Source organism: Bombilactobacillus apium, from assembly GCF_013385145.1.
GTDB classification, from domain to species: domain Bacteria; phylum Bacillota; class Bacilli; order Lactobacillales; family Lactobacillaceae; genus Bombilactobacillus; species Bombilactobacillus apium.
On the sequence record NZ_JABZEC010000008.1, the window covers coordinates 1 to 22,244 of the forward strand.

General features: G+C 40.2%; 17 protein-coding genes, 27 tRNA genes and 1 rRNA gene. 41 read left to right on the forward strand and 4 right to left on the reverse strand.

The genetic code is table 11. The features are described 5' to 3' along the window. The first annotated feature begins 1 nt into the window (after position 1). From rrf to HU830_RS07930, 27 genes are all read left to right on the forward strand, one after another. Positions 2-118: ribosomal RNA gene (gene rrf / locus HU830_RS07800) — 5S ribosomal RNA — on the forward strand. A gap of 17 nt (positions 119-135) precedes the next feature. After that, positions 136-208: transfer RNA gene (locus HU830_RS07805), tRNA-Val, on the forward strand. A gap of 2 nt (positions 209-210) precedes the next feature. After that, positions 211-283 (forward strand) — tRNA-Lys (locus HU830_RS07810). Between the two features lie 4 nt (positions 284-287). Beyond that, a tRNA-Leu gene (locus HU830_RS07815) sits at positions 288-371 on the forward strand. Between the two features lie 54 nt (positions 372-425). After that, positions 426-498: transfer RNA gene (locus HU830_RS07820), tRNA-Thr, on the forward strand. 4 nt (positions 499-502) lie between these two features. Beyond that, positions 503-574 (forward strand) — tRNA-Gly (locus HU830_RS07825). An 11-nt stretch (positions 575-585) separates the two neighbouring features. Beyond that, positions 586-671: transfer RNA gene (locus tag HU830_RS07830), tRNA-Leu, on the forward strand. 13 nt (positions 672-684) lie between these two features. Then, positions 685-758, forward strand: a tRNA-Arg gene (locus HU830_RS07835). A 5-nt stretch (positions 759-763) separates the two neighbouring features. Further along, positions 764-837 (forward strand) — tRNA-Pro (locus HU830_RS07840). A 25-nt stretch (positions 838-862) separates the two neighbouring features. Continuing rightward, a tRNA-Met gene (locus HU830_RS07845) sits at positions 863-936 on the forward strand. Positions 937-942: 6 nt separating this feature from the next. After that, a tRNA-Ile gene (locus tag HU830_RS07850) sits at positions 943-1,016 on the forward strand. A gap of 36 nt (positions 1,017-1,052) precedes the next feature. After that, positions 1,053-1,126: transfer RNA gene (locus tag HU830_RS07855), tRNA-Met, on the forward strand. A 2-nt stretch (positions 1,127-1,128) separates the two neighbouring features. Further along, a tRNA-Asp gene (locus tag HU830_RS07860) sits at positions 1,129-1,202 on the forward strand. A 6-nt stretch (positions 1,203-1,208) separates the two neighbouring features. Then, positions 1,209-1,281: transfer RNA gene (locus HU830_RS07865), tRNA-Phe, on the forward strand. 21 nt (positions 1,282-1,302) lie between these two features. After that, positions 1,303-1,373, forward strand: a tRNA-Gly gene (locus tag HU830_RS07870). A gap of 4 nt (positions 1,374-1,377) precedes the next feature. Then, positions 1,378-1,451 (forward strand) — tRNA-Ile (locus HU830_RS07875). Between the two features lie 2 nt (positions 1,452-1,453). Next, positions 1,454-1,541, forward strand: a tRNA-Ser gene (locus HU830_RS07880). A 39-nt stretch (positions 1,542-1,580) separates the two neighbouring features. Continuing rightward, positions 1,581-1,668 (forward strand) — tRNA-Ser (locus tag HU830_RS07885). 13 nt (positions 1,669-1,681) lie between these two features. Continuing rightward, positions 1,682-1,755: transfer RNA gene (locus tag HU830_RS07890), tRNA-Met, on the forward strand. A gap of 2 nt (positions 1,756-1,757) precedes the next feature. After that, positions 1,758-1,831: transfer RNA gene (locus HU830_RS07895), tRNA-Asp, on the forward strand. A gap of 6 nt (positions 1,832-1,837) precedes the next feature. Then, positions 1,838-1,910: transfer RNA gene (locus tag HU830_RS07900), tRNA-Phe, on the forward strand. Positions 1,911-1,915: 5 nt separating this feature from the next. Beyond that, positions 1,916-1,996 (forward strand) — tRNA-Tyr (locus tag HU830_RS07905). 10 nt (positions 1,997-2,006) lie between these two features. Next, a tRNA-Trp gene (locus HU830_RS07910) sits at positions 2,007-2,077 on the forward strand. A gap of 14 nt (positions 2,078-2,091) precedes the next feature. After that, positions 2,092-2,166: transfer RNA gene (locus HU830_RS07915), tRNA-His, on the forward strand. A gap of 9 nt (positions 2,167-2,175) precedes the next feature. Next, positions 2,176-2,247 (forward strand) — tRNA-Gln (locus tag HU830_RS07920). Between the two features lie 8 nt (positions 2,248-2,255). Beyond that, positions 2,256-2,326, forward strand: a tRNA-Cys gene (locus HU830_RS07925). Between the two features lie 47 nt (positions 2,327-2,373). Continuing rightward, positions 2,374-2,458: transfer RNA gene (locus HU830_RS07930), tRNA-Leu, on the forward strand. Positions 2,459-2,744: 286 nt separating this feature from the next. Here HU830_RS07930 and HU830_RS07935 read toward each other — a convergent pair. Next, positions 2,745-2,909, reverse strand: a complete 165-nt coding sequence (locus HU830_RS07935) for a hypothetical protein (protein ID WP_176943217.1) — start codon at positions 2,907-2,909, stop codon at positions 2,745-2,747. A gap of 25 nt (positions 2,910-2,934) precedes the next feature. Beyond that, complete coding sequence (locus HU830_RS07940) at positions 2,935-3,126, reverse strand: hypothetical protein (protein ID WP_176943218.1); 192 nt, start codon at positions 3,124-3,126, stop codon at positions 2,935-2,937. A 475-nt stretch (positions 3,127-3,601) separates the two neighbouring features. On the opposite strand from HU830_RS07940, the gene HU830_RS07945 reads away from it, so the two are divergent. From HU830_RS07945 to whiA, 6 genes are all read left to right on the forward strand, one after another. Further along, complete coding sequence (locus HU830_RS07945; protein WP_176943219.1) at positions 3,602-4,027, forward strand: cupin domain-containing protein; 426 nt, start codon at positions 3,602-3,604, stop codon at positions 4,025-4,027. A 449-nt stretch (positions 4,028-4,476) separates the two neighbouring features. Continuing rightward, a complete protein-coding gene (locus tag HU830_RS07950; RefSeq protein ID WP_176943220.1) occupies positions 4,477-6,117 on the forward strand; it encodes a peptide ABC transporter substrate-binding protein in 1,641 nt (546 codons plus the stop codon). A 114-nt stretch (positions 6,118-6,231) separates the two neighbouring features. Then, positions 6,232-7,434 carry a metal-dependent hydrolase family protein gene (locus HU830_RS07955; RefSeq protein WP_176943221.1) on the forward strand — a complete coding sequence of 401 codons (1,203 nt, stop codon included), beginning with the start codon at positions 6,232-6,234 and terminating at the stop codon, positions 7,432-7,434. Between the two features lie 184 nt (positions 7,435-7,618). Then, the gene (gene rapZ, locus HU830_RS07960; RefSeq protein WP_176943222.1) at positions 7,619-8,515 is read left to right on the forward strand and encodes an RNase adapter RapZ; all 897 of its coding nucleotides are present in this window, start codon (positions 7,619-7,621) and stop codon (positions 8,513-8,515) included. After that, the gene (locus tag HU830_RS07965; RefSeq protein WP_176943265.1) at positions 8,515-9,546 is read left to right on the forward strand and encodes a gluconeogenesis factor YvcK family protein; all 1,032 of its coding nucleotides are present in this window, start codon (positions 8,515-8,517) and stop codon (positions 9,544-9,546) included. The genes rapZ and HU830_RS07965 overlap by 1 nt, the downstream gene beginning before the upstream one ends. Before the next feature lie 8 nt (positions 9,547-9,554). Further along, positions 9,555-10,493, forward strand: coding sequence for a DNA-binding protein WhiA (gene whiA / locus HU830_RS07970; protein WP_176943223.1), 939 nt, complete (start codon positions 9,555-9,557; stop codon positions 10,491-10,493). A 50-nt stretch (positions 10,494-10,543) separates the two neighbouring features. Here whiA and HU830_RS07975 read toward each other — a convergent pair whose 3' ends face one another. Further along, complete coding sequence (locus HU830_RS07975) at positions 10,544-11,143, reverse strand: ATP-dependent Clp protease proteolytic subunit (protein ID WP_176943224.1); 600 nt, start codon at positions 11,141-11,143, stop codon at positions 10,544-10,546. Between the two features lie 103 nt (positions 11,144-11,246). Beyond that, positions 11,247-11,801 (reverse strand): NADPH-dependent FMN reductase, encoded by a 555-nt coding sequence (locus HU830_RS07980; protein ID WP_176943225.1) that lies wholly within the window; start codon positions 11,799-11,801, stop codon positions 11,247-11,249. A 295-nt stretch (positions 11,802-12,096) separates the two neighbouring features. Between HU830_RS07980 and HU830_RS07985 the strand changes: the two genes are divergently transcribed. The 8 genes from HU830_RS07985 (at position 12,097) to HU830_RS08020 (ending at position 21,951) form a co-directional block, all read left to right on the forward strand. Beyond that, positions 12,097-12,168 (forward strand) — tRNA-Arg (locus HU830_RS07985). A 245-nt stretch (positions 12,169-12,413) separates the two neighbouring features. Then, a complete protein-coding gene (locus tag HU830_RS07990) occupies positions 12,414-13,454 on the forward strand; it encodes a sugar-binding transcriptional regulator (RefSeq protein WP_176943226.1) in 1,041 nt (346 codons plus the stop codon). 31 nt (positions 13,455-13,485) lie between these two features. Beyond that, positions 13,486-14,505 (forward strand): type I glyceraldehyde-3-phosphate dehydrogenase, encoded by a 1,020-nt coding sequence (gene gap, locus HU830_RS07995; RefSeq protein ID WP_176943227.1) that lies wholly within the window; start codon positions 13,486-13,488, stop codon positions 14,503-14,505. A gap of 95 nt (positions 14,506-14,600) precedes the next feature. After that, positions 14,601-15,815, forward strand: coding sequence for a phosphoglycerate kinase (locus HU830_RS08000; RefSeq protein ID WP_176943228.1), 1,215 nt, complete (start codon positions 14,601-14,603; stop codon positions 15,813-15,815). Positions 15,816-15,836: 21 nt separating this feature from the next. After that, complete coding sequence (tpiA, locus tag HU830_RS08005; protein WP_176943229.1) at positions 15,837-16,592, forward strand: triose-phosphate isomerase; 756 nt, start codon at positions 15,837-15,839, stop codon at positions 16,590-16,592. Between the two features lie 69 nt (positions 16,593-16,661). Then, positions 16,662-17,957 carry a phosphopyruvate hydratase gene (eno, locus tag HU830_RS08010; RefSeq protein WP_176943230.1) on the forward strand — a complete coding sequence of 432 codons (1,296 nt, stop codon included), beginning with the start codon at positions 16,662-16,664 and terminating at the stop codon, positions 17,955-17,957. Between the two features lie 287 nt (positions 17,958-18,244). Beyond that, positions 18,245-19,072 (forward strand): exodeoxyribonuclease III, encoded by an 828-nt coding sequence (locus HU830_RS08015; RefSeq protein WP_176943231.1) that lies wholly within the window; start codon positions 18,245-18,247, stop codon positions 19,070-19,072. Between the two features lie 32 nt (positions 19,073-19,104). Beyond that, positions 19,105-21,951 carry a DUF3427 domain-containing protein gene (locus HU830_RS08020; protein WP_176943266.1) on the forward strand — a complete coding sequence of 949 codons (2,847 nt, stop codon included), beginning with the start codon at positions 19,105-19,107 and terminating at the stop codon, positions 21,949-21,951. Positions 21,952-22,244 lie beyond the last annotated feature (293 nt).

Below are 22,244 nucleotides of genomic sequence, written 5' to 3' on the forward strand. Positions count from 1 at the left end.
GTGTGGTGGCGATAGTGAGAAGGATACACCTGTTCCCATGCCGAACACAGAAGTTAAGCTTTTTAACGCCGAAAGTAGTTGGTGGGAAACTACCTGCGAGGATTGGTCGTTGCCACGCTGTTGAATCTCTTATCTGGAAGTTTAGCTCAGTTGGGAGAGCGTCTGCCTTACAAGCAGAGGGTCACAGGTTCGAGCCCTGTAACTTCCATTGAGTTGCTAGCTCAGTTGGTAGAGCAACGGCCTTTTAAGCCGTGGGTCGTGGGTCCGAGCCCCACGCAACTCATTTCGCGGGTGTGGCGGAATTGGCAGACGCGCTAGATTTAGGTTCTAGTGTCCTTTTGGACGTATGGGTTCAAGTCCCTTCTCCCGCACTTGTTTGGAACTTTGAAATTTTAAAATGCATTAACGCGAAATTATGAATTAATGCCGACTTAGCTCAGCTGGCAGAGCATCTGTCTTGTAAACAGAGGGTCGGAGGTTCGAATCCTCTAGTCGGCATTTTGCGGAAGTAGTTCAGTGGTAGAACATCACCTTGCCATGGTGGGGGTCGCGGGTTCGAATCCCGTCTTCCGCTTTCATTATTTTGCCGGGGTGGCGGAACTGGCAGACGCACAGGACTTAAAATCCTGCGGTGAGTGATCACCGTACCGGTTCGATTCCGGTCCTCGGCATTATAATGAATATGCACCTATAGCGCAATTGGATAGAGTGTCTGACTACGAATCAGAAGGTTGTAGGTTCGACTCCTACTAGGTGCATTGTTCGGGAAGTAGCTCAGCTTGGTAGAGCACCTGGTTTGGGACCAGGGGGTCGCAGGTTCGAATCCTGTCTTCCCGATTTAGCAGAAATTGCTATTATTTGTGGCGGTGTAGCTCAGCTGGCTAGAGCGTCCGGTTCATACCCGGGAGGTCGGGGGTTCGATCCCCTTCGCCGCTATTCTTCGGACCTTTAGCTCAGTTGGTTAGAGCAGACGGCTCATAACCGTCCGGTCGTAGGTTCGAGTCCTACAAGGTCCATCATTGGTTTGGTTGACCTCTGTAGTTAAATATTATCGCGGGATGGAGCAGTCTGGTAGCTCGTCGGGCTCATAACCCGAAGGTCGTAGGTTCAAACCCTACTCCCGCAATTGGTCCTATGGTGTAGTTGGTTATCACGCCTGCCTGTCACGCAGGAGATCACCGGTTCAAGTCCGGTTAGGACCGTATAATGGCTCGGTAGCTCAGTCGGTAGAGCAATGGATTGAAGCTCCATGTGTCGGCAGTTCGATTCTGTCCCGCGCCATTGTATTATGTTATTAGATTTGCGGGTGTAGTTTAGTGGTAAAACCACAGCCTTCCAAGCTGTTGTCGCGAGTTCGATTCTCGTCACCCGCTTTATGGGCCTATAGCTCAGTTGGTTAGAGCGCACGCCTGATAAGCGTGAGGTCGATGGTTCAAGTCCATTTAGGCCCATTGGAGAAGTACTCAAGTGGCTGAAGAGGCGCCCCTGCTAAGGGTGTAGGTCGCGCAAGCGGCGCGAGGGTTCAAATCCCTCCTTCTCCGTTGAAGAATTTGTCTTCAAAGTTATACGCAAAACTTGTTGGAGGATTACCCAAGTGGCTTAAGGGAACGGTCTTGAAAACCGTCAGGCGTGTAACAGCGTGCGTGGGTTCAAATCCCACATCCTCCTTTTTAAATATTATCGCGGGATGGAGCAGTCTGGTAGCTCGTCGGGCTCATAACCCGAAGGTCGTAGGTTCAAACCCTACTCCCGCAATTGGTCCTATGGTGTAGTTGGTTATCACGCCTGCCTGTCACGCAGGAGATCACCGGTTCAAGTCCGGTTAGGACCGTATAATGGCTCGGTAGCTCAGTCGGTAGAGCAATGGATTGAAGCTCCATGTGTCGGCAGTTCGATTCTGTCCCGCGCCATTTTTGGAAGGGTAGCGAAGTGGCTAAACGCGGCGGACTGTAAATCCGCTCCTTCGGGTTCGGTGGTTCGAATCCACTCCCTTCCATTTTAATAATAGGGATATAGTTTAAAGGTAGAACTACGGTCTCCAAAACCGTCAGTGTGGGTTCAATTCCTACTATCCCTGTTAGTAATATTACGGCGGTATTGGTGAAGTATGGTTAACACACCGGTTTGTGGCACCGGCATACATGAGTTCGAATCTCATATACCGCCCTTTGTTATTGGGTTATAGCCAAGTGGTAAGGCAATGGACTTTGACTCCATTATGCGCTGGTTCGAATCCAGCTAACCCAATTTTGTCTGGCGGTATAGCCAAGTGGTAAGGCAGAGGTCTGCAAAACCTTTATCACCGGTTCAAATCCGGTTACCGCCTTTGGCTAACGCCAAACAATTGTCTAAGATTATTTTTATATTTATTTTGCCGGTGTGGCGGAATTGGCAGACGCGCTGGATTCAAAATCCAGTTCCCTTTGCGGGAGTATCGGTTCGACCCCGATCACCGGTATTAAAGAGCATTTATGAGAAAAATAGAGAAGCCTAGAGAAAGCGGAAACGCTAGTCTCTAGGCTTTTTTGATGTTTAGAAACAGAGAGAAAAAGATAGAAAAAAATATTTGGAGGCCTTTTGGAGGCCTCCAAGAAAATGTGCTGGCCTCCAACCACGGTATTTTTGCTTGGCCTCCGGCTTTATTCCTTGGGGGAGTAAGCGTGAATAACGATTCACGGGGTCGAACCAAAAAGTAAAGAAATCTTTCAAAAGGGCTGTCTGTATCAGTAGTTAGACATAACTCTTTATCTTACTTTAATTGCTTTAACGATAGCTGCAATAATGACAAATGGTAAAGCAATAATGTAAGAAACAATCATCACCAGCCACTTGATACCTTCGCCAAAGACTGTCCAGATAAGCCAAATAATGAAAATTACTGTTAAGATGACACTAATTAGGTTGATCATAATCTAAAATCTCCTTGAAATAATACTATGAAAAAGGATCAATATCTTTTAACTCTGATTTCCGAGTGTTGATCATCTCAATTAGTTCATTTAGGTCATTTAGTTGGGCATATTTCCGGATAAAAGTTTTTGCATTACTCTTATTGCGTAAATATCTGGCATGTTCAGGATGTTTCTGGCGATATTTTTTGTTTAGTTCTATCTGTGTTTTACCCATGAATCTTACTCCAAATTAGGAGACTAGCGAAGATTAATAATAGTATCGAAATCCAGCTAGGAATATCAATAGTTAATTTTATTTTTCTAGTACCAGCAATATTTTTATTTGAATAACTAATGAATTTTTTCATTGAAAAAGTTCCCCTTATTTTTGAATCAAGTAACACTAAAAAAACTTCTAAAAATTCTTAGCTTAATCTGGACCTGGAAAAACTTGATTGTCAGATCAGTTTTAAAGTTCCAAGTCTTGTTTGATTTCCTTAATTTTATCACCTTAGGAAGAGGAAGTACTAATGATAATTTATGGAAGCAGATTAGTAGATATTTGTGTGTATCTATGGAGCTAGATTGGAAAGTCTGACCAGCAGTTACTGAATATTGTTTTTCAAGGACTGATTGAATTAATTCTCTTGACTTAAAGAATACTCGAAGCTGTAAGATCGAGACTAACCTAAACTGAAGGAGAATTAAAAATGAACGAAAATGAAAAAGTCAAGCAAGGAATTATTTTTCCTAGAGGTTCTCAAAATGATGGATATGCCCAGTATTTTGTTGGTCAAAGTTATTTAAATAATCTGGTTAATGACCCGCAGATTAATGTTGGGGTTGGATTAGTTACTTTTGAGCCCGGATGTCGGAATAATTGGCATATTCATCATAATGGCTACCAGATTTTGTTAGTAACAGGAGGACAAGGCTGGTATCAAGAAGAGGGCAAAAAGGCCCAGAAATTAAATCTTGGTGACGTGATCGTTACGCATGATGGTGTTAAACATTGGCATGGGGCGACTAAAAATAGTTGGTTTGCCCATTTGGCAATTACTGCAGGCACTCCCGAATGGTTAGAACCGGTATCAGACGCAGATTATGCCAAATTGGATAAAATAGCTAAAAATTAGGACAATGATCATAAAATTTTTTCTAAGATTAAAAGAGTCATTAAATCAAGATCTAATCAGCGTCTTTGGGGATCAAAAATAATATTGATTCAGCATTATTTTTATTTTGACTGTTGACAGATAGTCCAAGAGTCGTTATAGTAATGAACATTAAATATTAATTAATTATTACTAAGAACAAATTGAGGAGTAACTTTAAGATCTAGGAAGAGAGCATCGTTTTCTGGGAAGATGTTGGGTCTTAAATAATGAAAGTCATTTGGAGTAATTGTGGAAGCGCCCCGTATCGCGTTGAGAGATCTTGTGTCGACCAAGGTTTCAAGTAAAGTGGTGGAATTTAAATTTCACAAGTAGGGTGGTACCGCGCAAAAGCGTCCTTTTAGATTAATTTCTAAGAGGGCGCTTTTTTAATTGATATTTAATTAAATTTAAAAGTGGAGGAATGACCAATGTCAAAGCAAAGTAAATCAACAAAACTGTTTGTCAATATTACGATTCTAGGAGCGATGGCAGTTTTGTTGGGCGGCTGTTCCTCGAAGTCAAGTAAACAAGCTGAGCAACCTTTAAAGATTACTATTCCGGGTGAACCAATGACGATTGACCCCAGCAAGTCGATTGAGACTAATGGTGGTGCCGTAATTGAGCAAATTAGCGAAGGAATTTATCGGCGCGATCGAAAACATAAGATTATTCCGGGTGTGGTGGAAAAGAAGGTTCAACCGACTGAAGCAGGAACCAAGTATACTTTTAAAATTAAAAAGAACGCTCGTTGGCAAGATGGGACGCCAATTGTAGCTCAAGATTTTGTCAATGCGATTCGTCGAAATGCTGATCCCAAAACAAAATCACAGCAGACAACAGCAATCCAATACCTAAAGAATTTTAAAGCCGTCAATGAGGGGAAGATGGCTCCAGACAAGATTGGGGTGTATGCGGGAGACAAACGTAGTTTTAGTCTGAAGTTAACCAAACCAGTACCATTTATGGATTATGAATTTATTTCTTATCGCCCACTCCAGACCGCAGCTCTGAAAAAATATGGCGCGCAATATGGGTCAACATCAGCAAAAACAGTTGCTAATGGAGCCTATGTAATCAAGGGTTGGAACGGAAGTAATAATTCTTGGGAGTATCAGAAAAATAAATATTATTGGGATGCAAAGAATGTAAAGATTCCCCAAGTCAAAGTTAATGTCGTGAAGGATGATAATACAGCTCAGAGTATGTTTAAAGCTGGTGAAATTGATTTAACCAGTATTACGGGCCAGTTAGTAAAACAAAACAAAGGAAATAAGGATTTAGTGGTTACACCAACTGGACGGAATAATTACATCTACTTTAATTCTAAACGCAAGGTAACTGCTAATGAAAATATTCGCCATGCTGTTAGTTTAGTAATCAATCGCCGCCAACTGACGGATAAGGTTCTTCAAGATGGTTCGCAATCAGCTAGCAACATTGTTCCAAAGAAATACGCTTATAATCCAACGACAGGTAAAGATTTTATTACGGAAGTTGGTAATCTGGCTCCGACGGATATTACTAAAGCTAAGAGCTATTGGCAAAAGGCCCAGGTCGAGTTAGGGACCAAGAAAGTTAAACTGGACTTTTTAATTGATGATACCGAAACCGAAAAGAAATTAGGTGAATATGTTCAAGGGGTTGTGGAAAAGAATTTACCTGGCTTTAAGATTAACTTAGTTTCTGTACCACATGGTACGCATGTCTCTCGTGACTTTAGTTGTGACTTTGATATTTGTACTGTTGGTTGGGGACAAGATTATCCCGATGCTCAAAACTATCTCGACGGAATGCGGAGTAATAATCAAATTAACTTTGCGAAGACTAAAGATCCACAATTTGATGACTTAATGGATCAAGTTGATGAGACGGATAAGTATACGGCAGCAGAACGTTATGACCTTGAAAAGAAAGCTGATCAACGCTTAATGGATATTGCGGCAGTTGCCCCGACCTTCCAAACTTCCCAAGCCCATTTCGTTAATTCTAAGGTTGGTGGTCTTTCCTGGGATGCTATGTCTGGAGCTTCTGGACAAATCCAGTATGCTTATTGGAAGAGTAGCAAATAAGTCTAGATTAATTGAACTTAGATCTAATGAATGCTTAGGAATATTAGCTAACATCTAAATCAATGTAATGGCTTTGAATTGTAAGAAATTTTTACTATATGAGAGGGAAATAAAATGACGGTTATTAAATATCAAAATGTCCATGTTTATCAGCATCAAACACAAAATTTTACTAGTCCCACAGAAATAGTTGTAGATACAAATACCGGAAGAATAATTGATTCAGCGACAGCAAAAGTAGAAGAAACCGTTGATTTTGCTGGAAAATATATGATGCCGGGATTGATGAATGCCCATACGCATATTACAAATTCTCCTTTGGCTTGGAGTTCAAAGGCAACTGCTAGTCAAACTAAAAGTCGGGAATTTTGTACAGCGGCGGCGATGCAAAATCTCCAAGATTTATTGGCAAATGGGGTGACCTATATTCGTAACGTGGGTGCCAGTTACGACATTGATATTCCCTTGAAGGTCATGCAACAACAAGGATTTATTACTGGTCCCCATATTATGACTTCTGGTCGGGCCTTTACTATTACCGGAGGCCACGGAGCTGATAGCGGTCGAGAAGTTGATGGGATTGATGAAGTCACTAAAGGTGTTCGCCAAGCTTTGAAGATTGGCGTTGACAATATTAAATTAATGGTAACCGGCGGTGTCTTAAGAAATGGAGAGACACCTGATGATATTCAATTCAATGCCGTAGAGGTACAAGCCGCAGTCGAAGAAGCTCATCATAAAAATAAAACTGTTGCTGTCCATGCCCAAGGTGGTGCTGGTGTAAAAGAAGCTGTCCGTTGTGACGTTGATACGGTTGAACATGCCTTTGAAGTCGATGACGAGACCATCCAGTTGATGAAGGATCATCAAACCTTTATCGTTCCGACAATGAATGCCATGTATGCTATTTATCGTTATGGGGAAGGAACAGTACCTGATTGGGCCCGTCAAAAGGTAATTGTTAATATTAAGAAACATTTTGCCAGCATTACCAAAGCTGCTGCAGCGGGGATTCCAATTGCCATGGGAACCGATGCGGGGACTCCTTATAATGGCTTTCAAACGGAAAGTGCTTATGAATTGGAATTGTATGTTACCAAAGCGGCCATGACCCCGGCACAAGCGATTGACAGTGCGACAATTAATTGTGCTCGTGCGCTACATGTTGCTGAAGATTACGGCAGTATAGAAGTAGGCAAAAAAGCTGATTTTCTTGTTATGGCCGCCAACCCTGTTGAAGATATTCGGATTTTACAAGAAGAAAAGGCAGTTTATCAAGCTGGAGTCTGTGTCCATTCTTGCCCCGATCAAAATTAAAATTTAAAGTTTAAAACTTTGCAGAATAAATTTTGCTTTTTCTGCAAAGTTTTTTTATGTTTCGGGAATTATTGATTCAAGGGCTAGTTATCAAGGAGGATTATTACTATAATGATAGTGATTCTTATTTTACCCACCTTTAATTGGGTATGATACACTTGAGAAAGCAGGTTAGAATATCAATATGGCTGGTGAAATTAAAATTAAAGATTTTGTAATTATTTCAGGAATGAGTGGAGCCGGTAAAACTGTAGCAACTCAAGCATTTGAAGACTTGGGTTATTTTTGTATTGACAATATGCCGCCAAATTTACTATCTAAATTTGGTGAACTAGTTCGTGAAGCAGGAACAATTGATAAGATCGCCTTAGTGATTGATATTCGCTCGCGAATTTTCTATGATCAAATTTGGAGTTTATTCACTGATTTTCAAGATGTGCAATCAATGCATACGCAAATCTTGTTTTTGGATGCGACTGATGAAGCTTTAGTAGCCCGGTATAAGGAAACTCGCCGTTCGCACCCTTTGGCAATGGATGGCCGATTGGTTGATGGAATCGTAGCAGAACGTAAATTATTGCAGCCTTTAAAAGAACGGGCTGATTGTGATTTAGATACGACTAATTTAACTCCTCGCCAGCTGAGAGAAAAGATTTTTAACCGCTTTACTAATCGAAGTACGCAAATTTTCCGAGTTGTTGTGATGTCCTTCGGCTTTAAATATGGTTTGCCAATCGATGCTGATGATGTGATGGATATTCGTTTTTTACCCAACCCTTATTACGTCCCTAGTTTAAAGATGCAGACGGGTTTACAAAAAGATGTGGCAGATTATGTATTTAAAAACCAAGCAACGACTAATTTTTATCAACAATATTTTAAATTAATGCAATCGATTTTACCAGGATACCAAAAGGAAGGTAAAACTAATTTAACAATTGCGATTGGTTGTACAGGTGGACGCCATCGTTCAGTTGCTATTGCGCAACGATTAGGAACTGACCTACAGAAGTTAGGTTATTCTGTGGAAATTGTTCACCGTGATATTAATCAACATAAGGAGTCTGTGAATCGATCATGATGAATAATGATTTAAAGACCATCCGGGTAATTAGGGGACGGCGCCCTAAAATTACAGTCATTGGTGGTGGTACCGGCTTACCGGTAGTTCTTCGAGGACTGCGCGAATTAGATGCTGACGTGACTGCCGTAGTTACTGTAGCTGATGATGGTGGTTCTTCGGGAATTATTCGTGATTATATTAATGTTGTCCCACCGGGGGATATTCGAAATGTCTTAGTTTCGTTGTCGAATTTAGATGATTTAGCTTTGAATATCTTTCAATATCGTTTTGCAAGTGAAGATTCTTTTTTTGCCGGACATTCAATTGGAAATTTAATTATTGCTGCTTTGTCAGAAATGAAATCAGGAAATATTTTTGATGCTGTCCAAGAACTATCCCGGATGATGGAAGTCGAAGGGCAGGTCTTTCCCGCTTCTAATGAACCCTTGACTTTAAATGCCGAGTTTAGTGACGGATCAACTCTTGCCGGTGAGCATGAAATTACCTATGCCGATAAAACTATTAAGCGAGTTTGGGTAACTAATTCTAATGATAGTCAACGCGAGCCCCAATCTGTTGCTCCTGTTTTAGAGGCGATTGCCAACGCGGATGTGATTGTTTTAGGACCGGGAAGTCTCTTTACCAGTATTTTACCTAACCTGATGATTAAGAATTTGGGGGAAGCTTTAAAAGCTACCTCCGCCGAGATTGTCTATATTTGTAATATCATGATGCAAAAGGGTGAAACAGTTGATTTTACAGATGCCGATCATGTACGCGTTTTAAAGCAACATTTGGGAGGAAATTTTATTGATACAGTTTTGATTAATAATGCTCCGGTTCCCGAGACCTATGTTGATCATTTGAAGTATAATGAATGCTTGAGTCAAGTCAAATCTGATTTTCAGGGTTTACGGTCCATGGGATGTCGGGTGATTACCGATAACTTCTTATGCTTGCGTGATGGGGGAGCTTTCCATGATGGGATCAAAGTTTCTCGGGAAATTATGAATATTGCCTTGCAAGCTAATCATCAAAAGAGAGGGTGACACGAGAAGTGGCATCTTATGCAAGTACTGTTAAGAAAGAATTAACAGGATTGGAAGTTCATCCAGAGCATGCTCGAGCGGAGTTATCGGCGCTTTTGCGGATGAATGGGAGTTTATCTTTAGCCAATCACCATTTAATTTTAAATGTTCAAACAGAAAATCCGGCAATTGCGCGCCGGATTTATTCTTTATTGCATCAGTTATATACGGTGGAGTCAGAACTAGTCGTCCGAAGAAAGATGAAGTTAAAGAAAAATAATCAGTATATTGTACGCCTGCGTCAACATGTCGACTTGATCTTGGCAGATTTAGAGATTATTTCGGCTACTGGTTTTCAAATCCAAACGGCTGTTCCCACAACCATTTTGCAGTCTTCCCAACGAAGTCGATCATATTTGCGGGGGGCTTTTCTAGCTGGGGGTAGTGTGAATAATCCCGAGACGGCTCGTTATCATCTAGAGATTTATTCCCTTTACGAAGACCAAAGTCAGGGTATTTTACAGATGATGAACGATTTTCAGCTCAATGCTAGAACAACGCGGCGGCGGAACGGTTATATTGTCTATCTTAAAGAGGCTGAAAAAATTTCCGATTTTCTCCAATTAATTGGAGCAACTTCCTCAATGTTACGCTTTGAAGATATTCGAATCGTCCGTGATATGCGTAACTCGGTTAATCGTTTAGTGAATTGTGAAAATGCGAATATTAATAAAACGATTAAGGCTGCCAGCCAACAAGTTGCTAATATTCAGTATCTGCAAGAGCATTATGGTTTTCATGATCTTCCACCTAAATTACGCGAAGTTGCCGAGTTACGTTTAGCTCATCCTGAGGTTTCTTTATCGGAATTAGGAAAAATGGTCCCTAGTGGGTCAATTTCAAAATCAGGAATTAATCATCGTTTGCGGAAATTAAATGAATTGATTACACAAAAGAGAGGTAAATAAAAAGACTGAGTCTCTACTTTTACAGAGACTCAGTCTTTTTATTTGGAAATTTATTTATCTTGATTCTGAGTATTGTTGTTGGCCATAATATCGTCAATTAGACCATAATCCTTAGCTTCTTGAGCAGTAAGATAGTTGTCTCGTTCCGTATCGCGTTTAATAGTCGCGATATCTTGACCGGAATTGTCAGCTAAGATTTGATTCAATCGTTGCCGAGTTTTTAAAATTTCTTCTGCTACGATTTCAATTTCTGTTTGTTGTCCCTGAGCCCCACCAGAAGGTTGGTGAATCAAAACGGTGGAATTCGGTAAAGCAAAGCGCTTGCCCTTGGTTCCGGAAGATAATAGAACACTAGCCATTGAAGCGGCCATTCCCATAGCAATCGTTTGGACATCAGATTTCACAAAATTCATGGTATCCATAATAGCCAATCCGGCAGTAACTGAACCACCTGGTGAGTTAATATACATATAGATATCTTTTTCAGAATCTTGGGCATCTAAGAAAAGTAACTGCGCGATAACCGTATTAGCTAGGTCGTCGGTAACTTCTCCAGAAAGCATGATGATCCGATCTTTTAGTAATCGGGAATAAATATCATAAGCTCGTTCACCACGGGCACTTTGTTCGATAACTGTTGGAACTAACATAAGCTACCTCCTAAAAAAATCATTAGCACTCAAATGCTTACTCTGCTAATTTAGCATATTAATTGGAAAAGTCAACTGATTATTGAGCGGAATTGATTTTATTTTAGTAACGTTCAATTAATTTTACGAAAGCATCGGTAATGGCTTGAAGAAATTGTAAGGTCTTAGGATTAGTGATCTCAGTTCCAGCAGGGTTCATAAATTGAGTAACATTACTTAAATAAGCCTCGGGCTGTTGTAAAGTAGGCATATCTAGAAAGACTAGAGCTTGGCGAAGGTGATGGTTAGCGCCAAAGCCGCCCATTGTTCCCGGTGATAAAGATACAATTGCGGCTGGCTTATGTTCCCAAACACTTTGACCATAAGGCCGTGACCCGATATCAAGCGCATTTTTTAAAACTGCTGGAATACTACGATTGTATTCGGGAGTTACAAAAAGAACAGCGTCAACGGTTTTCATTTCGCCGCGAAAGCGTTGATAACTGGCGGGAGCTTGATCTTCGTCGTCGAAATCCTGATTATAAAGTGGTAGGTCACCAATTTCGATTACCTTAGTCTGGTACGATTCCGGAAATAATTTTTCCATAGTCTGGGCAACAATCTTTGAGTAAGATTGTTTTCGTAAACTTCCTACTAGAATACCAATAGTTTTAGTCATGAAAAGTCGCTCTCCTTTGTTTAAAAATCTAATAATTAAGAAACGTCCATTTAGTATACAAAAGTTCTTAGAGGAATACTATTGTTTCAAATTCATTTCTTTTTAGTTCTGTGATTGAAAAAAGACAACTTTTCAAGAAAGATGACTATCAAGAGCTAGCTTAAAAAGTTTGTTTAGGTAAAGTCACAGTTTGTTTACTTCAAGAAAAATACCAGAACGTAATCTTTGTTTTTAAAGGAAAAGTAAATTTTGTCTTGTCAAATTGGAAATTATCAGGTATTATATAACTCATGTTGCGCCGCTAGTGTAATGGATAGCACACAAGATTCCGGTTCTTGAGATCTGGGTTCGACTCCCAGGTGGCGCATAATTTTGTGAGACATCAATTATTTGATGTCTTTTTTTTGTTTCTTCTTTGAGAGGATATTTAAACTTTAAAAGTAATTTGTGATTAAAAATGACAATTGGTCTAATTGTATTGCAAATCGAAAAAGACCTTGCTATAATTTGATTTGTGAGTGAGGTAGACGAGCTCATATATATTTTTGACTTGCTGGGTCTTAATATGCCACACAGGGACTGTTGATGTCCCACTGTTAGGACGAATTCAGAATGAAGAATGAATTAAATTGGTTGAATGCATTAGTACCTGACTTAGTGCAATCTTTGCGTCAGCGGTATCGAGTTTTACAGCAGATTGCTTGGTTGCAACCGGTTGGGCGACGGACCTTATCTGGTGAATTAGAGATGTCAGAACGGGTTTTGCGTCGGGAAACTGATTTGTTTCGTGAACAGGGACTCCTAGATTCTTCTAAGTCAGGGATGATTTTAACCGCAGAGGGAAAAGAACTAGTTGCTCATTTAGATGTTATTATGAGTAAGTTGAATGATACCTTTGTTTTAGGTGAGCAGTTAGCTCACCATCTCGGAATTCAACGGGTGATTATTATTCCTGGTGATAGTGGGAGCCATACTCAAGTTTTGAAATCGATGGGAGAAGAGTTGAATCGAGTTTTAGATAAACTCTTACCCTTAGGGTCTTCGACAATTGCCGCAATGGGTGGAACAACGATGGCCGCAGTAGCAACGGCTTTAACGCCGCAATTATCCAAGCAACGGCAGCTATTATTTGTTCCCGCTCGAGGGGGGTTAGGCGAGACCATGGGCATTCAGGCAAATACGATTTGTGCTGAAATGGCCGCGCATAGTTCGGGCAATTACCGAAATCTATATGTTCCGGAAGATATTAGTCCGGAGAGTTTTCAATCTTTAGTGGGAGAACCAGTAGTTCGGTCTGTTTTAGAACAAATTAGTCGGGCTAATGTCGTGATTCACAGTATTGGTCGTGCAAAAGTGATGGCTCAGCGACGGAATATGACGACATCTGAGATTCAGCTTTTGGAAGAACGACAGGCTGTTTCAGAAGCTTTTGGTGTTTTTCTTGATGTCCACGGCCAAGTAGTTTATAAAGTACCGAAGATCGGCTTACAGGTCTCGGACTTAGATAAAGTTTCAGATGTGATTGCAATTGCCGGTGGAGCTCAGAAAGCTCAAGCCATTCAATCATATATGAAAATTGCTCCTCATCAGACAATTTTAATTACTGATGAGGCAGCCTCAGAGATGATTTTAAGGGATAAACCTTTAAAATAATTATATTTTTCCTGAAGGAGGAAATCTTAGTATGGCTACAAAAGTAGGTATTAATGGTTTCGGACGTATTGGTCGTTTGGCTTTACGTCGTATTTATGAAGTTGCAAGTAATGATTTGGAAGTTGTTGCAATTAACGATTTAACTTCCCCAGATATGTTGGCTCACTTGCTTAAATATGATACAGCTCATGGTAATTTCAAGCATGAAGTTGAAGCTACAGACGACGCAATTGTTGTTGATGGTAAGAAGATCCCTGTTTATGCAGAATCTGATGCCCGTAACATTCCTTGGGTAAAGAACGACGGCGTAGAATTAGTACTTGAAAGTACTGGTTTCTATACTTCAAAAGAAAAGTCACAAGCTCATATCGATGCCGGTGCTAAGAAGGTCTTGATTTCAGCTCCTGCTGGCGACTTGAAGACAGTTGTTTATGGTGTTAACGATGATGCCATTACTAAAGATGATCAAATCATCTCCGCTGCTTCATGTACCACAAACTGCTTGGCTCCTTTAGCTAAAGCTTTGAACGATGCTTTTGGTATCCAAACTGGTACCATGACCACAATTCATGCTTATACAGCTACTCAAAAGTTACAAGATGGTCCTGATCGTGGTGGTAACAAGCGTAACGCTCGTGCTGCTGCTCAAAACATCATTCCTCATTCTACAGGTGCTGCTAAGGCTATGGGCTTAGTTATCCCAGAATTGAAGGGTAAACTTGACGGTCATGCACAACGTGTTCCTGTAATTACTGGTTCTTTGACAGAATTAGTTGCTATCTTGGACAAGAAAGTTACAGCTGACGAAGTTAATGCTGCTGTGAAGAAAGTTACTGACGGTAACGCATCATTTGGTTACAACGGTGACGAAATTGTTTCTTCTGACATCATTGGTACTGAATTTGGTTCCGTCTTTGACCCAACCCAAACTCAAGTAGTTGAAGGCTCTAACGGCGACCAAGTTGTTAAGGCTGTTGCATGGTACGATAACGAATCTGGCTTTACTGCCCAAATGATCCGTACTTTGCAAAAATTTGCAAGCTTGTTGTAATCGATAATTAAACTTAATGATTAACTGATTACTGGAAGAAGGCGGAGGGAGTTTTCTCCTTCGGCCTTTTTTTCATGAAATAGGAGACCCATTTAATGAAAAAATTAATCGTTTCAGATGTTGACGTAAACGGAAAAAAGGTTTTAATGCGGGCCGATTTTAACGTTCCTGTCAAAGATAATCAAATTACTAACGATAACCGGATTGTGGCTGCTTTGCCAACAATTAAGTATGTTTTAGAACATCATGGCAAGTTAGTCTTGTTATCCCACTTAGGTCGGGTAAAAAGTGATGCTGACAAGGCTGGTTTAACCTTGGCTCCCGTTGCTCAACGCTTGTCAGAATTATTAAAACAAGAAGTTAAATTTGTGGCTACTAACGAAGGTTCTGAATTAGAGGACGCAATCGCAGCTATGAATGACGGCGATGTTTTATTGATGGAAAATACTCGTTTCCAAGATATCGATAACGACTTTGGTAAGCGGGAAAGCAAAAATGATCCGAAGTTAGGTGAATATTGGGCTAGTTTAGGTGATGTTTTTGTGAACGATGCCTTTGGAACTGCTCACCGTTCCCATGCTTCTAATGTTGGAATTGCAACAGCTATGAAAGCTGCTGGTAAGCCAGTGGCTGCAGGTTACTTAATGGAAAAAGAAATTAAATTCTTGGGTAATGCTGTTGAAAATCCAGTGCATCCATTTGTCACAATTTTAGGTGGAGCAAAAGTTTCCGATAAGATTGCGGTAATTGATAACTTGATTCCAAAGTCCGACCATATCTTAATTGGTGGGGGAATGGCTTATACTTTCCTCGCTGCTCAAGGTCACAAGATTGGAAAATCTTTGTTTGAAGAAGACCGGGTAGAAATGGCTAAAGAATTACTTGCCAAAGCCGGCGACAAGATTGTTTTACCAGTTGATCACGTCGTTGCCCAAGAATTCTCCAATGATAGTCAACCAGAAGTAACTTCCGGTGTGGATATTCCAGACGATGCCATGGCTTTAGATATTGGTCCCAAGACGGTTCAACTATTTGAAGATACCTTAAAGGGTGCTAAGACCGTTGTTTGGAATGGCCCAATGGGTGCTTTTGAAATGAGCAACTTTGCTAACGGAACCTTAAAAGTTGGTAAAGCCTTAGGTGGACTCCAAGATGCGATCACAATTGTTGGTGGAGGCGATTCAACTGCTGCTGCTCAACAATTAGGAATTGCTGATCAATTGAGTCACATCTCCACTGGTGGCGGAGCTTCCTTGGAATACCTAGAAGGCAAAGAATTACCAGGAATTGCTTCTATTTCTGATAAATAAATTGTAAAAAGGAGAACTAAAATGCGGACACCAATTATTGCCGGTAACTGGAAATTAAATAATAATCCCACAGAAACAACCGACTTTGTCAATGCTGTAAAAGCTGATTTACCAGCTAGTGATCAAGTTGAAGCTGTCATTGCAGCTCCTGCAGTTGATTTGCCAGCTTTATTAGCAGCAGCTAAAGGCAGCAACTTAAAAACTGCGGCTGAAAACTGCTATTTTGAAGATCAAGGCGCCTTCACCGGTGAAACTAGTCCGAAAGTCTTGCACGAGATGGGTGTTGACTATGTCGTAATCGGTCATTCTGAACGGCGGGATTACTTCCATGAAACTGATGCCGAAATCAATAAAAAAGCTCATGCCATTTTCAAGAATGAAATGACGCCAATTATTTGCTGTGGCGAAACTTTAGAAACTCGCGAAGCTGGCAAGGCTGAAGAATGGGTTAAGAATCAAGTGACAGCTGCTTTAGCCGATTTAAGCGCTGCTCAGGTAGCTAGTTTGGTAATTGCTTATGAACCAATTTGGGCAATCGGGACTGGAAAAACCGCTTCCTCTGACCAAGCCCAAGAAATTTGCCAAGTTATTCGACAAACGGTTAAAGACTTATACGATGATCAAACCGCTGCTAACGTTCGGATTCAATATGGTGGTTCTGTAAAACCAGCCAATGTAGAAGAGTTAATGAGTAAACCAGATATCGATGGTGGCTTAGTTGGGGGCGCTAGCTTAGATCCTCAATCTTATCTCCAATTGGTCAACTACCAAAATTAAGCAGTTTATTTAACTTAACTAAAATGTTAAACTAAAACTGTCAATTAAATGAAAATAAGGAGAATTTACATGTCTGTAATTACTGATATTGTTGCTCGCGAAATCTTGGATTCTCGTGGCAATCCAACTGTTGAAGTTGAAATGTATACTGAATTAGGCGGTTTTGGCCGTGCTAGTGTTCCTTCTGGGGCTTCAACTGGTGAACATGAAGCAGTTGAATTACGTGATGGCGACAAGACTCGTTTTGTTGGCCAAGGCGTTTCTCAAGCTGTCAAGAATGTCAACGACGTTATTGCTAAAGAAATTATTGGGATGGATGTTACCGATCAACGGGCCATCGATCAAAAGATGATTGAATTAGATGGTACTCCTAACAAAGCCAAGTTTGGTGCTAACGCAATTTTAGGTATTTCCTTGGCTGCTGCTCATGCTGCTGCTGACGAATTAGGCTTACCCTTGTACGAATACTTGGGTGGACCAAACAGTTATGTTTTACCAACTCCAATGATGAACGTTATCAATGGTGGAAAGCATGCTAACAACAATGTTGACTTCCAAGAATTCATGATTATGCCAGTAGGTGCTAAGAGCATTCACGAAGCAATTCGGATGGGTTCTGAAACTTTCCATAACTTACAGACAATCTTGAAAGAACGTGGCGACTCCACTGCTGTTGGTGATGAAGGTGGATTTGCTCCTAACAAGATGGCTAACAACGAAGAACCATTCCAAGTTTTAGTTGAAGCTATTGAACGTGCCGGCTACAAGCCAGGTGAAGATATTGCGATTGCCTTTGACTGTGCTTCTTCTGAATATTACAATACCGAAACTGGTAAGTATGACATGAAGGGTGACGGCAAGTCTTATACAGCTGAAGAAATTGTTGACTTATTGTCAGACTTAGTTGACAAGTACCCGATCGTTTCTATCGAAGATCCTTTGGATGAAAACAACTGGGAAGATTGGCAAATGTTGACCGCCAAATTAGGAGAAAAGGTTCAAATCGTCGGTGATGACTTGTTTGTTACCAACACTGACTATCTCCAAAAAGGTATCGACATGGGTGTTGCCAACTCAATCTTAATTAAGGTTAACCAAATTGGTACCTTAACTGAAACTTTTGAAGCTATTGAAATGGCTAAAGAAGCTGGCTATACTGCTGTTGTTTCTCACCGCTCTGGTGAAACTGAAGATACTACGATTGCCGACTTAGTTGTTGCTACTAATGCAGGCCAAATCAAGACTGGTTCCATGAGCCGGACTGATCGGATTGCTAAATACAATCAATTAATGCGGATTGAAGAACAATTAGGTTCAGCTGCAACTTACAAGGGTGGCAAGAGCTTCTACAACGTTAAAAAGTAGTAAAAATTATTTTAAGCTGGTCTCTGCGGAGGTCAGCTTTTTTGTTTCTAGATAGTTAGCCGGTATTATTCTTCTAGAATGTTGAATTACTTTTAATTTACTGCAATGGTGAGTATTATTTAGGGTTAAAATTTACAGAATAAGTAGTTGATTTTTGTTAAGATAGGGTTGTTAACTAGAAACCTAAAAATAAAGATCAATTATTTGAGTGAACTTGTTCAAAATGGCCACTAAATATGATATTGATGAATTCAGTGTTGAAAAACATTGATCAAAAGGAGATAAAAATGATTTTAATTTCATGGAATATTGATTCCTTAAATGCTGCCCTCACGGGTGAATCTTCTCGCGCCGAGGAGACCCGGAAAGTTTTGGAGAAAATTCACGCTAAGAATCCAGCAATCATCGCCATTCAGGAAACCAAATTGCGGACAACCGGACCGACTAAAAAGCATCAAGAGATTTTAAATGAAAAGTTTCCTGAGTATGATTGGGTTTGGCGTTCTTCCGAAGAACCAGCGCGGAAGGGTTACGCGGGAACGATGTATCTCTATAAAAAAGAATTAAAACCTGAAGTGAGTTATCCGCAGATCGAAGCTCCAGAACCGATGGATTTTGAAGGGAGAATTATTACTTTAGAATTTCCAAACTGTTTTATGACCCAGGTTTATACGCCCAATGCCGGTAATGGTTTGAAAAGATTGGCTGAACGGCAGCTTTGGGATCAAAAATATAGCGAATATTTACAAGGTTTGGACCAAAAGAAGCCGGTTTTAGCAAGTGGAGACTATAATTGTGCGCATCAGCCAATTGACTTAAAACATCCAGAAAATAATCATCATTCTGCGGGCTTTACTGATGAAGAAAGAGCCGGCTTTGATCAACTTTTGGCGGCCGGTTTTACTGATACTTTTAGAAAAGTTAACGGTGATATCGCGGGAGTTTATTCTTGGTGGGCCCAACGAGTACGAACAGCTAAGAGTAATAATTCTGGCTGGAGAATTGATTATTGGTTGGTAAGTAATCGAATCGCAGAGCAGGTTAAACGTTCAGAAATGATAGATACTGGCGCTCGGGCAGATCATTGTCCTATTTTGTTAGAGGTTGAGGTTTAGATCGTTTAGTGGATAACTTTGAAGAAAAACCAATAAATCATCCGCTGCGAGATGCGATTCTTAACGGCCTATATGATCCACGTTATCCGGGACATGAATTACTGGGACCGAAAATTTTGAAAAATGATCGGGATAACAAGATTTGGTTGACCCTCAGACAGGAATTATTGACTTGTCAAACTTTTACTTGGGCTGTAGCTTTTGTGACTTTAGATATGCTGGTGCCCTTCAAACTGGTAATGGCTGATTTAGCAGTTAAGAATATTTCCGGTACCTTGATTACGGGAGATTATCTAGCCTTTAATAATCCAAAAGTTTTTTACGAATTAAAGAAAATTCCTAATTTACAAGTGCGAATTGCCAATAAAGCTGGTTTTCATGCTAAAGGATATTTATTTCAGCATGATACTTACCAGACGCTGATTATTGGGAGTGCTAATTTTACTCGGGCAGCTTTACTGAGTAATTATGAGTGGGCCTTAAAAATTAGTTCAAAGGGAAATGCCAGCCTGACCCAACAAATAAGTGCACAACTCAAAGACTTAGCAGAAGATAGCCTTCCTCTAAGTTCTGCTTGGTTAGCTAAATATGAAGCAGATTGGCGGCCCATTCAAGAGAGTAATTCTTGGTCGCAAGGATCTTTGAAAAAGATTATTCCCAATCAAATGCAGGCAGCAGCTTTACAAGAACTAAATGGTCTAGTTGCTAAGGGAGAAAAAAGGGGCCTAGTTGTCTCGGCAACCGGGACGGGAAAGACTTATTTGGGGGCCTTTGCCGTGCAGAATTTTCATCCTCGAAAATTTTTATATGTTGTTCACCGCGAACAAATCGCTAAAAAGGCTCTCGCCAGCTTTTATCGCGTCCTGGCGGGTGATCGCGCTAATTATGGTTTGTTAACGGGAAATAAACATCAATTGGAACGGCAATATATCTTTGCTACGGTCCAGACTCTCAGTCAACCAGATATTTTGGCTCAGCTAGCTCGAGAAGAATTTGATTATATTTTGATTGATGAAGCCCATCGAGCCGCGGCCAAAAGTTATCAGAAGGTTCTAGCTTACTTTCGACCTCAATTTTGCTTAGGAATGACAGCGACTCCAGAGCGGATGGATGATCAAGATGTTTATAAAATCTTTGATTATAATTTGGCTTATGAAATTCGTTTGCGGGATGCTCTGGAAGAAAAGATGCTCGTTCCTTTTCATTACGTGGGAGTACAAGACTATGAAGAAGACGGAATAAGAATTGAAGAGACCAGTAAATTACGCTATCTATTAGCCGAAAAAAGGGTTGACTATGTTCTTCAAGAACTGGATTATTATGGTTATTGTGGTGACTTGCCGCGAGGATTAGTTTTTTGCAGCCGCCAAGAGGAAGCTCGTGAGCTGGCCAAAATTTTTACTCAAAAGAAGCATCCAGCAGTGGCTTTGACTAATCAGGATAACGAGTTAAAACGAAATACGGCGATCAGCGAATTGGAAGCAGGCAAAATTGAATATCTGATAACCGTTGATTTATTTAATGAGGGGATTGATATTCCTTCATTAAATCAGATTGTGATGCTCCGAAATACTCAATCGAGCATCGTTTTTGTGCAACAGTTAGGCCGCGGCTTGCGCAAATTTCCCGGGAAAAATTACGTGACTGTAATCGACTTTATCGGTAATTATAAGAATAATTATTTAATTCCCTTAGCTTTAAACCAAGATGCCAGTCGGGATCAGGATCGAGCCCGGAGAGAAACTACGTTACCAACCTTTATTGGTTTATCAACCATTAATTTTAATACAATTGCCTCCGAAAAGATCTTGCGCTCACTAGAGAAAGTTAAGCTTGACAGTTTAAAGGAATTACGTAAATCTTACCAAGAATTAAAAGAGAAGCTTGGGCGTCCGCCCCTATTATTTGATTTTGCGCAGTATGGTTCGACTTCACCGTCAGTCTTTGCTGATAATCATAGTTTGAATAATTATGGAATCTTCTTGATCAAAATGGGTGAAAATCTGGCCTTATCAGAATATGAAAACCAAGTGTTAACCTTTCTGACCAAGGAATTATTAAATGGTAAGCGAGTCCATGAATTGCTTTTATTACAACGATTATTGAAAAGTTCCCGACTTAGTCAGACGGAATTCGAGCTGGCTCTCAAAAAGCAGGGAGCATATGTTAATAGTGCAGTGTTAACTGCGGTTGAAGATATTTTATCTTTGCGTTTTTTTGACATTAAGCAAGGAAAGACCAGTAAAAAAGCGCAATACGGTGGTCAAGCTCTAGTTGAGAAAGTTAACCTCTTAGACTATCAGTTGACTTCGACTTTGACCCAAGCGCTCAAGAGTAATTCCAGCTTTCAAATTTTATTCCAGGATGTAATTAAAACGGGGCTTTCGCTAAGTAAAAATTATAATCAGAGGGAACAATTTACCTTATATCAACAGTATGATCGCAAAGATGTTTGTCGTTTGCTTAATTGGCCGAAGGATGTTTCTGCCCCCATGTATGGCTATCGAGTTGGTCAGAATGAAACGCCAATTTTTATTACTTATCAAAAGGATGCCCTTAAAAAACGCAGTGCCCTCTATCAAAATACTCTGGAAGATGGTCGGAGTTTGCGCTGGTATACACGGACTCCCCGCCATCTGTCCTCAAATGAAGTCCAGAGTTTACTAAATACTCCACAGATGAAGATCCACTTGTTTGTTAAAAAAAGTGATGCAATTGGGAAAAGATTCTTTTATCTAGGACCGGCAATGATTCAAAAAGATAGTGTGCGAGAAGAACTTTTGGGGCCAAAGAAAAAAGCTGCCGTGGGCATGAATTTATTACTAAAGCAACCACTTACAGTTTCGATGTATCAATTATTATTTAATGAAGAAGTCTAAAAGTCGTGGTTTAGAAGCTAATTTAGATCAGTAAGATCTGACTTACTGAGGAAGCCGGATCAAAGATCTTTCTCTAACTAAAATTTAAATAAGGTAAGAATTTAGATTTAAAAATTTTGTAGAAAACGATGCTTTAGTTTAATCCTCCTGATCTAAAGAAACGGAAGTTTATTTAGAATTATTTTGAAAATAACTTTAAGTTTTAAGAGATATTTTTTGAAAGCACATCTTAGGAAAGATTATGGTCATTAAAAGTTGAATTATTTGAGATAAGTCTGATCGAGCTAATTGCT